Source organism: Hwanghaeella sp. 1Z406, from assembly GCF_048892425.1.
In the GTDB taxonomy this organism is placed as follows: Bacteria; Pseudomonadota; Alphaproteobacteria; order UBA8366; family Aestuariispiraceae; genus Pacificispira.
This window is the reverse complement of sequence record NZ_JBLZHU010000003.1, coordinates 78,627-90,795: the sequence shown is the minus strand read 5'-3', so window position 1 is coordinate 90,795 and position 12,169 is coordinate 78,627. Positions and strand designations below refer to the sequence as shown.

The 12,169-nt window shown below is 57.2% G+C and carries 14 protein-coding genes; 11 read left to right on the top strand and 3 right to left on the bottom strand.

Features of this window, described 5'->3' with window-relative positions:
- Positions 1-158 precede the first annotated feature (158 nt).
- The 3 genes from petA to ACOSDR_RS07740 are packed head-to-tail and all read left to right on the top strand — an operon-like array spanning position 159 to position 2,943.
- Positions 159-710 carry a ubiquinol-cytochrome c reductase iron-sulfur subunit gene (gene petA, locus ACOSDR_RS07750; RefSeq protein ID WP_420725722.1) on the top strand — a complete coding sequence of 184 codons (552 nt, stop codon included), beginning with the start codon at positions 159-161 and terminating at the stop codon, positions 708-710.
- 14 nt (positions 711-724) lie between these two features.
- On the top strand, positions 725-2,041 hold the full coding sequence (locus ACOSDR_RS07745; RefSeq protein WP_420725723.1) for a cytochrome b: 1,317 nt from the start codon (positions 725-727) through the stop codon (positions 2,039-2,041).
- The gene (locus tag ACOSDR_RS07740; RefSeq protein ID WP_420725724.1) at positions 2,041-2,943 is read left to right on the top strand and encodes a cytochrome c1; all 903 of its coding nucleotides are present in this window, start codon (positions 2,041-2,043) and stop codon (positions 2,941-2,943) included. Before ACOSDR_RS07745 ends, ACOSDR_RS07740 begins: the two co-directional genes overlap by 1 nt.
- A 331-nt stretch (positions 2,944-3,274) precedes the next feature.
- On the opposite strand, the gene ACOSDR_RS07735 is transcribed toward ACOSDR_RS07740, so the two are convergent.
- Positions 3,275-3,889 (bottom strand): exonuclease domain-containing protein, encoded by a 615-nt coding sequence (locus ACOSDR_RS07735; protein WP_420730875.1) that lies wholly within the window; start codon positions 3,887-3,889, stop codon positions 3,275-3,277.
- The gene (locus ACOSDR_RS07730) at positions 3,886-5,379 is read right to left on the bottom strand and encodes a PLP-dependent aminotransferase family protein (protein ID WP_420725726.1); all 1,494 of its coding nucleotides are present in this window, start codon (positions 5,377-5,379) and stop codon (positions 3,886-3,888) included. Before ACOSDR_RS07730 ends, ACOSDR_RS07735 begins: the two co-directional genes overlap by 4 nt.
- Positions 5,380-5,495: 116 nt before the next feature.
- Here ACOSDR_RS07730 and ACOSDR_RS07725 point away from each other — a divergent pair, with 116 nt between their 5' ends.
- Both ACOSDR_RS07725 and ACOSDR_RS07720 read left to right on the top strand, forming a co-directional pair.
- Positions 5,496-5,945 (top strand): GNAT family N-acetyltransferase, encoded by a 450-nt coding sequence (locus ACOSDR_RS07725; protein WP_420730874.1) that lies wholly within the window; start codon positions 5,496-5,498, stop codon positions 5,943-5,945.
- Positions 5,946-5,957: 12 nt separating this feature from the next.
- Complete coding sequence (locus tag ACOSDR_RS07720; protein ID WP_420730873.1) at positions 5,958-6,611, top strand: pyridoxamine 5'-phosphate oxidase family protein; 654 nt, start codon at positions 5,958-5,960, stop codon at positions 6,609-6,611.
- A 7-nt stretch (positions 6,612-6,618) separates the two neighbouring features.
- Here the strand turns inward: ACOSDR_RS07720 and ACOSDR_RS07715 are convergent, their stop codons facing one another.
- Complete coding sequence (locus ACOSDR_RS07715) at positions 6,619-6,891, bottom strand: DUF1674 domain-containing protein (RefSeq protein ID WP_420730872.1); 273 nt, start codon at positions 6,889-6,891, stop codon at positions 6,619-6,621.
- Positions 6,892-7,019: 128 nt separating this feature from the next.
- Between ACOSDR_RS07715 and htpX the strand changes: the two genes are divergently transcribed.
- From htpX to tsaD, 6 genes are all read left to right on the top strand, one after another.
- On the top strand, positions 7,020-7,967 hold the full coding sequence (gene htpX, locus ACOSDR_RS07710) for a zinc metalloprotease HtpX (protein WP_420730871.1): 948 nt from the start codon (positions 7,020-7,022) through the stop codon (positions 7,965-7,967).
- Between the two features lie 190 nt (positions 7,968-8,157).
- Positions 8,158-8,910: an electron transfer flavoprotein subunit beta/FixA family protein gene (locus ACOSDR_RS07705; RefSeq protein WP_420730870.1), complete on the top strand. Its 753-nt coding sequence runs from the start codon at positions 8,158-8,160 to the stop codon at positions 8,908-8,910.
- A 23-nt stretch (positions 8,911-8,933) separates the two neighbouring features.
- The gene (locus ACOSDR_RS07700) at positions 8,934-9,866 is read left to right on the top strand and encodes an electron transfer flavoprotein subunit alpha/FixB family protein (RefSeq protein WP_420725732.1); all 933 of its coding nucleotides are present in this window, start codon (positions 8,934-8,936) and stop codon (positions 9,864-9,866) included.
- Positions 9,867-10,011: 145 nt separating this feature from the next.
- Entirely contained in the window at positions 10,012-10,467 is a 456-nt protein-coding gene (gene tsaE / locus ACOSDR_RS07695) for a tRNA (adenosine(37)-N6)-threonylcarbamoyltransferase complex ATPase subunit type 1 TsaE (RefSeq protein WP_420730869.1), read from the top strand.
- Positions 10,468-10,483: 16 nt separating this feature from the next.
- Positions 10,484-11,101 carry a hypothetical protein gene (locus ACOSDR_RS07690; protein ID WP_420725734.1) on the top strand — a complete coding sequence of 206 codons (618 nt, stop codon included), beginning with the start codon at positions 10,484-10,486 and terminating at the stop codon, positions 11,099-11,101.
- A 20-nt stretch (positions 11,102-11,121) separates the two neighbouring features.
- A complete protein-coding gene (tsaD, locus tag ACOSDR_RS07685) occupies positions 11,122-12,168 on the top strand; it encodes a tRNA (adenosine(37)-N6)-threonylcarbamoyltransferase complex transferase subunit TsaD (protein ID WP_420725735.1) in 1,047 nt (348 codons plus the stop codon).
- Position 12,169 lies beyond the last annotated feature (1 nt).

Genomic DNA, 12,169 nt, shown 5'->3' with positions numbered 1-12,169 from the left:
CAAGGTGGATTTCCAATTTCGTGAAATCCTCTATGGTTAGTGTTGCGGCAGGTTGTCGCAAACAGGCTCGATATTCCTGGTGAAGGTTCTATGGTTGACACTGGGCGTCGAGGTTTTTGGACGCCCAAAGGCTCTTAAGGGTTTCGAGGGGAATCGAAATGGCGGAAGCAACGCAGCCGGATTCGGATCACGAAGAAGATTCGGGACGGCGGGACTTTTTGAATTATCTGGCCATCGGTGTTGGCGCAGTCGGTGCGGCATCCTTTGCCTGGCCGGTCATCAACAGCATGAACCCATCAAAAGATGTCTTGGCATTGGCCTCTATTGAGGTGGATCTGAGCCAGATTGATGTAGGCTCCGCTATCAAGGTTGTATGGCGCGGCAAGCCTGTGTTCATCCGCCACCGCACCGAAAAGGAAATTGAAGAAGCCAAAGATGTTGATATCAGCACGCTGATTGATCCGGAAACGGATGCGGAGCGTGTTAAAGAAGTGCAATGGCTGATTGTTGTCGGTGTCTGTACGCATCTGGGCTGTATTCCACTTGGCACCGCTGATGGGGAGCCTCGCGGTGAATATGATGGCTGGTTCTGTCCTTGTCACGGGTCGCATTATGATTCCTCTGGCCGCATCCGCAAAGGGCCGGCGCCGAAGAATCTGGTGGTCCCGACATATACATTCCTCACCGATTCCACTGTGAAAATCGGGTAACGGAGGCTTCTGAAATGAGCAATCATCCCGCCCCTAATTTCAAGAACCCGGTGATCCGGTGGGTCGATTCCCGCCTTCCCGTGTTTTCTTATGTACATGCCGAATATGGCGTGTTCCCGATGCCGAAGAACCTGAACTATTTCTGGAATTTCGGTGCGCTTGCCATGGTCGTACTGATGGTGATGATCCTGACCGGGATCATGCTGGCCATGCAATACACGCCCAATGTCGACCTGGCCTTTAATTCCGTTGAACGCATTATGCGCGACGTGAATTCAGGCTGGCTGTTGCGCTATATCCACATGAATGGCGCGTCGATGTTCTTCATCGTCGTCTATATCCACATTTTCCGCGGTATGTATTACGGATCTTACAAGAATCCGCGGGAATTGCTCTGGATTTTGGGTGTTGTGATCCTGGTTCTGATGATGGCGACTGCCTTCATGGGCTATGTGCTTCCCTGGGGCCAGATGAGCTTCTGGGGTGCGACGGTGATCACCAACCTGTTTTCCGCCTTCCCGTTGATTGGGGAGTCGATTGTGCAGTGGTTATGGGGCGGCTTCTCCGTCGACAATCCCACACTGAACCGCTTCTTTGCGCTGCACTATCTGCTGCCCTTTATCATCATCGCGGTGGTCGCGCTGCACGTTGTCGCGCTGCATATCGTGAAATCAAACAACCCGGATGGGGTTGAGGTGCGCGGTCCCCAGGATACGGTGCCTTTCCATCCGTATTTCACCGCCAAGGACTCGCTGGGCCTGGCAGTATTCCTGCTGGTCTTTGCCTTCTTTGTGTTCTTCGCACCAAACTATATGGGGCACCCCGATAACTATATCGAGGCGAACCCGCTGGTCACGCCGCCGCATATCGTGCCGGAATGGTACTTCCTGCCCTATTACGCCATCCTGCGGTCGTTTGTGGACGGCTGGTGGATCTATGAGATCTTCTTTGGCTGGTGGGCTGCCGCGAAACTGGCTGGTGTGTTGGCCATGTTCGGCTCGCTGATCATCGTCGCTGTTCTGCCTTGGTTGGATACTTCCAAGGTGCGCAGCTGCCGCTATCGGCCGATTTACAAATGGGCGGTGATCCTGTTCCTGATCGATTTCATCATTCTGGGCTGGGTCGGCGGCAAGCCGGCGGAAGAGCCCTATGTGACGATCGCTCAGGGCGCGACAATGTATTATTTCTTCCACTTCCTGATCCTCACCCCGTTGATCGGATGGATTGAACGCCCCAAGCCGCTGCCTGCCAGCATCTCTGAACCTGTTCTGAAAGCCGGAAGCGGTGCCCAGTTTGCAGGTGCCTCTGCCGCGAAGATGGAGAAGTCCTGATGCGTAAATTCGGATTATCACTTGCTGCCGCAGCGCTGTTGACACTGGGTGTCAGCGGCCAGGCATCGGCCGCAACCGGCGCACATCCGCCAACAACGGATTATAGCTTCACCGGCTTCTTCGGCTCTTTTGAACGGGCGGAATTGCAGCGGGGATTGCAAGTCTACAAGCAGGTCTGTGCCGCCTGTCACGGTATGGATTTGGTTCACTATCGTGATCTGGTGGATTTGGGATATTCCGAAGACCAGATCAAATCCTTTGCGGCGACTTTTCAGGTCACGGATGGGCCCAATGATGATGGCGACATGTTTGATCGTCCCGCAGAACCGTCAGATGCTTTCATCAGCCCGTTCGGCAACGAGAAAATTGCGGCAGCCAGCAATGGGGGCGTCGTGCCGCCAGATCTGTCGCTGATCGTGAAAAGCCGCGCCCAAGGTTATGGCGGCATTGGGCAGAACTTCCTGGCGATGCTGCAAATCAAAGGCTATGCCAGTGGCACGGATTATGTCTCTCACTTGGTTGGTTCTGGTTATGTAGAAGAGCCTACCTTGGAAGATAAAATGCTGTGCATGCCGCAAAATGCGGGTGAATCAGACGAGGCCTACAAAACCCGTCTCGAAGAGCATCAAGGCCCGCCTGGAACCTATTTCAACAAATGGTTCGCCGGGTGCTATCTCAAGATGCCCCAACCGCTGTATGAAGACTCGATTGAATATGAAGACGGCACCCCCGCCACCAAGGAACAGATGGCCCATGATGTCGCCGTGTTCCTGACCTGGGCGTCAGAGCCGGCTTTCGAAACCCGCAAAGAAACTGGCATCAAAGTGCTGTTGTTCCTGGCGGTCTTCACGGGCCTGATGATTGCGGTGAAACGCAATGTCTGGCGGAATGTGAAACACTGAAATCGCGTTTCATGATGAATGATGGAAAAGCCCGCGCCATGGCGCGGGCTTTTCTTATTAGTGTGGTGCGCGGACATTTGGAATCACCAGGATCCCTTTATCGGCCTGTCGGCTAGGAGAGGGCGCGCAGGCGATGTGGTTCATCGTCAAGTGCTCTCGACGCCGTCCGACGGGCCGATAAAGGGACCAAAGGCGCTGTTTGTGGCGCTCCGGGCCGCGTCGCCTTCCGCTTGCGATGCCCCGCATCGCTTCGCGAAACGCTCCTAACCGGTGCGCCGCAAACAGCGTCCTGGTCGATCCCAAATAACCGCGCACCACACTAGGTCATGGATTACAGAACGCCGCGGCTTCTTAAGACCCGCAGTGTTGACAGGATGGCTAGCGAATCATCCATTGCGTCATGGGCTTTGCCGTCCGGTTCCAGGCCGACCAGCTTGGGTAATTGATTGGAATGGCTGGTCGCAAATTCAGGGCCTGCACGCCGCCCCAGAATCTCTGAAATCTCAGCAAAGCGTGCCCATTTCGGCGGTTTGACACCGTGCAGTTTGCAGTTCTCTGCCAGAACATCGGGGTCGCCCGAATAGGACAGGATGGCGCGGGCTCCCTCACAGAAATCCATGAACACATCCAAAGCTTCTTCAAAATCGAAGCCTTCGGTATCAATGGCATCCTGATCAATTCCCGTCAGGGCGATGATATAGTCTGATAGCTGGGGGTTTTTGACCGGCGTCACCAACATGACCAGACGACCGACCTCTGTCAGTTTGGCATCGTCCTTCACCCGGACAGCGCCGATCTGGATGATTTCCCGTGCCTCCCAGGGTTCGGACCAGCCCCGCTCCAGGCTTCCCTCCCAGGCCGTGAATTCAAGGTCGAACAGGACGAACTCGCCCCCCTTTTTGTCGGGATGGAACGGGTCTTGCGGGTATGTCGTGGTATCGTTCATAGGTCCAATGCACGCATCAATCGGTTAACAGCTTCCGGCATCGCATCGATTGGTACTGCGGAAAATCCCAACAGTAGACCCCGGTCTGTGGTTTCGTCGGCATAGTAGGCGCTTAACGCCGATACAGCCACCCCCAGTTCGGCAGCGCGGCTCTGAATTTCACGGTCGCTGATACCGGGGGCAACATCGGGTGTGAACCGCGCCAGCAGATGCATTCCCGCCTCTGACGGGGCAATGATAATCCTGTCCCCCAAGCGATCTTTCAGCATCGCATCCAGGGCGGCCCGGCGTTCCGCATACAGCCGCCGCATGCGCCGCAAATGGGCGGCGAAATGCCCTTCCTCGATAAAGGCGGCCAGGGCGGGCTGGGCGATGGTGGAGGGATGATCGTCCAGCGCGGCACGGGCCAACCGAAAGGGTTCCGCCAAATCGGCCGGCACCACCAGATAGCCGATGCGCAAGGATGGAAACATGACCTTGGAGAAGGAGCCTGCATAAACAACGCGTCCATCACGATCCAGCCCCTGCAATGCAGAAAGCGGACGACCTGAATAGCGATATTCGCTGTCATAGTCGTCTTCCAGCACCCAGCCATCGGTGCGTTGCGCCCAGTCCAACAGCTTCAACCGCCGCGCCAGGGTCATGGTGACGCCTAACGGATATTGATGGGAGGGTGCGACACAGACAAGGCGCGCGCCCGGAACCTTGGCTTCGCCCGCATCGATATCGATGCCTTCCAGATCGACCGGTGCCGTCGCGGGCCGGATCCCCGCCCCCAGTAAGGCCCCGCGCACGCCTGGATAGCCAGGTTCTTCCATCAGGGCGACGTCGCCTTCATCCAACAGAACATGACAGGCCAGGCCGATTGCCTGTTGAACGCCAGCGACGATGATCACCTGTTCCGCCTCGCACCGCACCCCTCTGGCGGTTGCCAGATAATCCACAATGGCTTGGCGCAGGGGCAGATAGCCCGCAGGTTCCGCCTGGGCCAACAGGGCACGTGGTGGCCGTCGCCAGGCCTTGGTCATCAACCGGGACCAGACGTCGAACGGGAAGCTGTCCAGATCCGGCAGGCCGATGGCAAAAGCCGGTGTACCGCGATTGCTGCGCCCGCCGCGCAGCGCGGCCAGTCTGGCCCCCCGCTGGGACAGACCTTGTCGGCGGGGTTTCCTCGCGCCTGGATTCTGATCCACCTTGCGCAGGGATAGCGCATCTTCGGGCAGTTCGTCGGAAACGAAGGATCCAGCCCCAACCTTTCCCACAAGATACCCTTCGGCAAAAAGCTGGTCGAAAGCCCCGGTCACCGTGTTTCGGGAAATCGCCAGTTCGCGCGATAAGGTCCGGCTGGACGGTAGGCGCGATCCGGCCTTCAGGCGCCCATCCAGGATCAGCGCCCGCATCTGGTCATAGAGCTGACGATGCATAGGCTCCGCCGCGTGACGGTCCAATGATAGGGGGAGGACGGTGCCATCTGAAACACGCCGCGCCATTGCCGGATGCCCGAATTGTTAAGTGGACCCATACAATCTTCCAATTCGGCCCTTACTCGCAAGCCATTTATCGATCATACAGGCGACAGTTTCGAAGTCTGATAAGGATTTACTCAATGACCGACCTGATCATCCGCCCGATCACCGCTGACGACTATAAGGGCTGGGACCCGCTGTATCTCGGCTACGCGGAATTTTACAAAGTCGCCAGCAGTGTGGAAAAGCGCCGCATCGTGTTTGATTGGGTTCTGGACCCCAACCATGTCGTTGAGGGACTGGTGATAGAGCGGCAGGGTCGCCTGATCGGGCTGGCCCATTATCGCGAAATGCCAAGGCCTCTGCACGGCATGATGATGGGGTTCCTGGATGACCTTTTCATCGCTCCCGACGCACGGGGTGGGGGTATTGGATTGATCATGTTTGAGCATCTGAAACAAATCTGTCGGGATCGGGGCTGGACAGTGATGCGGTGGCTGACCCAGGATCACAATTACCGTGCCCGGGCGCTGTATGATCAGATCGGCGCAAAGTCACTGATGAATCTGTATGAAATGACTGTTGAGTGAGGAAGACCCTAAATGACGGACAGTTCGGACGCTTTTATTCCAACGGATCGGTCCAGAATTCGCCGGTCCCATGAAAAGGCGCGATATGACAAGGAAACCGTCTATGCCATCGTGGACGCAACGCCGCTGTGCCATGTCGGCTACAGCATTGACGGCCAGCCCTATGTGACGCCGACGCTGCATTGGCGGGTGGGCGATGTTCTGTATTGGCACGGTTCATCCGCCAGCCGGATGTTGAAGCCAACGAAGAAAGGGCTTCCGGCCTGTGTGACAATCACCCATTTCGATGGGTTCGTGCTGGCCCGAACTTCGTTTGAACACACCGCCAATTTCCGCACCGCCATGCTGTACGGCACCGCCAAGGCGATGACGGACAGGGACGCGAAGGAAGAGGCCTTGCGGGTTATGATGGAGGGATTGTTTCCGGGTCGCTGGGCCGAATTGCGCGCCAGCACAGATCAGGAGTTGAAGGCGACAACCGTGGTTGAAATGCCAATCGACGATGCCGCCGCCAAGGTCCGAACCGGCCCACCGGACGATCCTGAGGAAGATTATGCAACAGAACGGGTCTGGGCTGGTGTCCTGCCACGCCACGAAATCTGGGGCGCGCCAGCAGATGATCCGCGATTATTGCCGGGAATATCTCTGCCGGATTATCTGAAATAAGTGCCAGTTAGAAATCAAAACAGCGTCCAGCTTTTTCCCAATCGCCATAGCGGGTGGGTTCCAGGCCTTTTGGGCCACCGACTTCTTTTTCGACGTCGCCCTTGGCTTCGGCGTCCTTGCGCCAGCGTTCGCCGGCGGCCTCCGCCTTTAATTCGGCCAGGCGACGTTCGTCGACGCCTTTCAGGTCGTCCTGTGTGACGCCTTCGGGCAGGTCCATCGGGGCGGGTTTCTTTGCCGCCGATGGTTTTGAGGTTTTGAATAGGCCGGATAGTTTGCTCATACCCCCAGATATAGGCGAAAAACGGCGCAGGGCAAGGGGATTGCGGCCCCCTGACCTATCTTGATCTGACGCCAAAACGTCCCATCTTTAGGGGGGTTCCACACTTTGTAGGATAGGAAAAGACACCAATGAACACGATGCGCACGGCGCTGTTGATGGCCGCGATGACGGCCCTGCTGGGTGTGTGCGGCTATTTGATCGGCGGGCAGGGTGTGATGCTGTTCGCGCTGGCCTTTGCCGGGATCAGCAACATGATCGCCTTCTGGAACGCTGATAAGATCGTGCTGCGCATGCATAATGCGAAACAGGTCGATCAGCATTCCGCACCCCAACTGTACAATACGGTGGCGGAACTGGCCAAGCGTGCGGATCTGCCCATGCCCAAGGTCTATATTATCGATACGGAACAACCCAATGCCTTTGCGACCGGGCGCAATCCTGACAATGCGGCCGTCGCGGCAACGAGTGGCCTGATCCGCCTGCTGTCCCCCGAAGAACTGGCGGGCGTCATGGCCCACGAACTGGCCCATGTGAAGAATCGCGACACGCTGACCATGACGGTGACGGCAACCATCGCCGGTGCTGTTTCCGCCCTGGGCAGTATGGCCATGTTTGGCAGCCTGTTTGGCGGCAATCGCAACAGCCCGCTGGGTGGATTGGGTGCGTTGATCGTGATGTTGGTCGGGCCAATTGCAGCAGCCATGGTCCAGATGGCAATCTCCCGGACGCGCGAATATTCTGCGGACCGCATGGGGGGTGAAATCTGCGGCAATCCGCTCTGGCTGGCCTCAGCGCTTGGTAAATTGCACGCCGGCGCAGCGCGCATTGACAACGAGGCGGCGGAACGCAATCCGGCCACGGCACATATGTTTATCATCAATCCCTTGCATGCACGTCGCATGGATGGGCTGTTTACGACCCACCCCGCGACGGAAAACCGCATCGCCGCCCTGCAGGAATTGGCGCGGGAAATGGGTGTTGGCTCCCCATCCCAGCGCGCTTCCGCTCCCCGGGTTCAGCCGACGCGGAAATCCCGCATTCCCGTGACGGAAAAGCGCGGGCCCTGGGGTCGGTAAGAACAGCATAATGGTTTCGCCAGGCATGTCACTGGAAGCATCCATTTTGCTGAAAATCCCACATGGATGTCGCAAAGCAGGTGATTTTAGCCCCATCCAAGCTTGACCACCCGGATGGAGCGACCTACACATTCCCGCTAAGTTTTGTGGGGGAAGCCCTCTGTAATTTGCAAAAAAGGAGCACGCGGGTATGAAGGTCTTGGTGCCGGTCAAACGCGTCGTCGATTATAACGTCAAAATTCGTGTGAAAGCGGACCAGACGGGTGTCGAAACGGCGAATGTGAAAATGTCGATGAACCCGTTCGACGAGATTGCTGTCGAACAGGCTGTGCGAATGAAAGAAGCCGGTCAGGCTGATGAAATCATCGCTGTCTCCATCGGCCCGCAACAGAGCCAAGAGACAATTCGCACGGCGCTTGCCATGGGCGCAGATCGCGGCATCCTGGTTCAGCATGATGGCGAAGTGCAGCCGCTGGCCGTTGCCAAGCTGTTGAAGGCCATTGTGGATGCGGAAGGCCCTGGCATCGTGTTATGCGGCAAGCAGGCGATTGATGATGACGCCAATCAGACCGCACAGATGCTCTCAGCCCTGTTGGGCTGGTCCCAGGCAACCTTCGTGTCCAAGCTGGAAATCGGCGATGGCGAAGCGACCGCGACCCGTGAAGTCGATGGCGGTCTGGAAACCATCAAGGTCAAACTTCCGGCCGTCTGCTCGGTCGATCTGCGCTTGAACGAGCCGCGCTATGCCTCGCTGCCCAATATCATGAAGGCGAAGAAGAAGCCGATCGACATGAAGACCCCAGCGGATTTCGGTGTCGACCCGACCCCGCGTCTGACCACGGTCAAAGTTGTCGAACCGCCCCCGCGCCAGGCTGGTGTGAAGGTTGCTGATGTGGCCGAACTGGTCTCGAAGCTGCGCAACGAAGCAAAAGTCATCAGCTAACCCGCACCTTAAGGAGAATGAAGATGAGCAATTTGGTCATCGCCGAACATGATGGTGCGGAAATCAAACCGCATACCTTAAACACCATTGCTGCTGCCAAGGCTGCGGGCGGGGACATTCATGTCGCCGTGATCGGGTCAGGCTGTCAGGCCGCTGCCGATGCCGCTGCAAAGATTGCAGGCGTTACCAAGGTCCTGTTGGTTGACAGCGCCGAATATGAAAACCAGATGGCCGAAGCGGTTGCCCCGGCGATTGTGAAATTGGCCGATGGGTACAGCGCGGTTTTCGCCCCGGCCAATACGTTCGGTAAAAATGTGATGCCCCGCGTTGCTGCCCTGATGGACATTCAGCAATTGTCCGAAGTTTCGGCAGTCCTGGGTGATAAGACCTTTGAACGCCCGATTTATGCCGGGAATGCCATCGCAACGGTGAAATCTGCGGAAGCGACCGATATCATAACCGTCCGTATGACATCGTTCGAACCAGTAGAAGCAGAAGGCGGGTCCGCCAGCATTGAGACCGTGTCTGGCACCGGTGCACAGGATTTGTCCAGCTTCGTCGGTCAGTCCGTGGTCAGCAGTGACCGTCCTGAACTGACCTCTGCCAAGATCGTCATCTCTGGCGGGCGTGGCATGCAGAATGGCGAAAACTTCGGCATGCTGGAAAAGGTCGCTGACAAGCTGGGGGCCGCTGTTGGCGCGTCCCGTGCGGCGGTTGATGCGGGCTTTGTGCCAAACGATTATCAGGTCGGCCAGACCGGTAAGGTCGTGGCACCGGATCTGTATATCGCCGTTGGTATCTCTGGTGCCATCCAGCACCTGGCGGGTATGAAGGATTCCAAAGTGATCGTTGCGATCAACAAGGATGACGAAGCCCCGATCTTCCAGGTTGCCGATTATGGCTTGGTCGCGGACCTGTTCGACGCCGTGCCGGCCCTGGAAAAAGAACTCGGTTAAGCCGCTGTTCACTATGGTGCAAAGCGCCCCTTGCAGATCCTCTGCAGGGGGCGTTTTCTTTGGCGTGCTTGACAATTTTCACCTTGAAACGCTACAGCAACGGCGCATTTACCCTAATGTGCAATCAGATCAGAAGGCTTGTCCCATGCATCGCATCGTCAAACACTGCCACGGCGTCGCAGAAACGCTGGCGTTGGGGCGGGCGCTTGGTCAGGTTGTTCCGGCGGGTACGGTAATGTGTCTGCAGGGGGAAATGGGTGCGGGTAAGACTCATTTCGTCAAGGGGCTGGCCGAAGGGCTGGGGGTGGCGGAACAGGACCATGTGATCAGCCCGACCTATGATCTGGTGCATGAACATGGTGATCCGTGTCGACTGGTGCATATCGATTTGTATCGCATTGCGGTTCCCGGTGCGGAAGATGTCGAATGGTTGCTGGGATATCTGAATGAAGCTGAAACGATAAAGGCCGTCGAATGGCCAGAGCGGATTGCCGATGTCATGCCGCAGGATGCCCTAACCATTGCCATCGCCTTTGGTTCCGGTGAAGAGGACCGCATCATCACCCTCAGTGCGGCCCAGCCGTTCGCCTTTGATCTGTAAAAGTGTCTGAATTCTTATGCGAAAAATTCTAATCTCTGCCATTTCGTCTCGCGTCTATGTTGCCGCCATCCAGGATCAACAGGTCGTCTTTCTGGAGGCGGAAAACGCCGCCCGCACGACATCCAGCTTTATGGCAAGGCATACCGCCCGTGCATTACATGTCATGGGAGGTGTGGATGCGCTGGGGGTTCTGGTAGGGCCGGGATCCTGGACCGGGGCACGGATCACCATTGCGACGGCAAAGGGACTGGCCCTGGCAACCCAGTGTCCGGTGACGATGATTCCGACCCATGATCTGGTTTGGGCCGGTCGTGATCCGGGGGCATCGGGCCGGGTGGTGATCTGGGCGGCTGAGCGCGAACCCTGGCATGCCACCTATCGGAATGGTGCGCGTATTGCCGCAGTCGAGCCGATTGAGATTGGCAGTTGGACCTTGCAGCAGGTAACTGAAGGCAAGTTTGATCGCAAAACCCATGTGCTTTTTGATGTGGGGCGGGACGCACCCCTGTTGGACGAACCATTCCAGGCAGACTTGATGCTGCGGGCCTTTGATATCGCGACGACGGCGGATGGCGCGGTTGGCGCGGACGGATTGAAAACACCCTTCATGCCATCCTATCCCCCGAAACAATAAGGCGGTGAGGGAATAGTTTCATGAGCCATGTATCCACCAAGTCGCAACCGATCATCCTGGGCGTAGAGACCGCCTGTGATGATTGCGCCATTGCAATAGCGCGTGGGCCGGAAATCGTTACGCATAAGGTCGTGACCGAAAGCCTGATGCATCAGAAATATGGCGGCATCGTGCCGGAATTGGCGGCGCGTCAACAATTGGCCTTCATCGACCGACTGTATCTGGAAGTGCTGGAAGAGGCGGGGGTCGCGCCGGACGATATCGACTATGTCGCCGTGAATAACAAGCATGGGCTGATCCGCTCTGTTTCTGTCGGTGTCGCCTTCGCCAATGGGGTGGCGGCTGGACTGGGGAAACCCCTGATTTCCGTCCATCATGTCGAGGCGCATTTGATGTCGCCGGAAATCGGCAGCGATACACTGATAGAGCCCAGCCTGTGCCTGGCGGTCGCGGGGGGCCATAACCTGTTGGTTGATATCGAAGCGTTTGGAAAATATCGCATCATCGGGCGCACGGTGGATGATTGTGCGGGGGAGGCGTTTGACAAGGTTGCCATTGAATTGGGACTGGGTTTTCCGGGTGGTCCTCTCATTGATGCCCTGAGCAAGACCGGCAGGCGCGACGCCTTCGCCTTTCCCAGACCGATGATCCATGAAAAAGGCCTGAATTTCAGCTTCAGCGGCTTGAAAACGGCCGTGCGCTTTATGGTCCAGAAAATGAAACCGGAAGAGGTAAAAGCCCAACAGGCAGACCTTGCCGCCAGCTTTCAGGGCGCTATTGTTGATGTTCTGGTGGCGAAATCTCGCCAAGCATTGATTGAAACGGGCCGCAAGCGGTTAACCGCCGCTGGCGGTGTTGCAGCGAATTCTGAATTGCGTGATGCCTTGGCGGAAATGTGCGCGGATATCGGCGTCAGCTTTGTGCCCGCCCCGCGAACCTATTGCGGGGATAACGCAGCCATGGTTGCCTATGCGGCGGGGCTGTTGCTGCGGGCGGATCGGGCAGAGACAGGGTATTGGGATGCAACGCCCAGCGCCGTATTGGGCGAGTATCGGGAGCGATATTAAC

Bases quoted from the DNA above. Each gene is read 5' to 3' on its own strand.
- petA (WP_420725722.1), top strand. From the start codon at position 159: ATGGCGGAAGCAACGCAGCCGGATTCGGATCACGAAGAAGATTCGGGA.
- ACOSDR_RS07745 (WP_420725723.1), top strand. From the start codon at position 725: ATGAGCAATCATCCCGCCCCTAATTTCAAGAACCCGGTGATCCGGTGG.
- ACOSDR_RS07740 (WP_420725724.1), top strand. From the start codon at position 2,041: ATGCGTAAATTCGGATTATCACTTGCTGCCGCAGCGCTGTTGACACTG.
- ACOSDR_RS07735 (WP_420730875.1), bottom strand. From the start codon at position 3,889: ATGAACGATACCACGACATACCCGCAAGACCCGTTCCATCCCGACAAA.
- ACOSDR_RS07730 (WP_420725726.1), bottom strand. From the start codon at position 5,379: ATGGCGCGGCGTGTTTCAGATGGCACCGTCCTCCCCCTATCATTGGAC.
- ACOSDR_RS07725 (WP_420730874.1), top strand. From the start codon at position 5,496: ATGACCGACCTGATCATCCGCCCGATCACCGCTGACGACTATAAGGGC.
- ACOSDR_RS07720 (WP_420730873.1), top strand. From the start codon at position 5,958: ATGACGGACAGTTCGGACGCTTTTATTCCAACGGATCGGTCCAGAATT.
- ACOSDR_RS07715 (WP_420730872.1), bottom strand. From the start codon at position 6,891: ATGAGCAAACTATCCGGCCTATTCAAAACCTCAAAACCATCGGCGGCA.
- htpX (WP_420730871.1), top strand. From the start codon at position 7,020: ATGAACACGATGCGCACGGCGCTGTTGATGGCCGCGATGACGGCCCTG.
- ACOSDR_RS07705 (WP_420730870.1), top strand. From the start codon at position 8,158: ATGAAGGTCTTGGTGCCGGTCAAACGCGTCGTCGATTATAACGTCAAA.
- ACOSDR_RS07700 (WP_420725732.1), top strand. From the start codon at position 8,934: ATGAGCAATTTGGTCATCGCCGAACATGATGGTGCGGAAATCAAACCG.
- tsaE (WP_420730869.1), top strand. From the start codon at position 10,012: ATGCATCGCATCGTCAAACACTGCCACGGCGTCGCAGAAACGCTGGCG.
- ACOSDR_RS07690 (WP_420725734.1), top strand. From the start codon at position 10,484: ATGCGAAAAATTCTAATCTCTGCCATTTCGTCTCGCGTCTATGTTGCC.
- tsaD (WP_420725735.1), top strand. From the start codon at position 11,122: ATGAGCCATGTATCCACCAAGTCGCAACCGATCATCCTGGGCGTAGAG.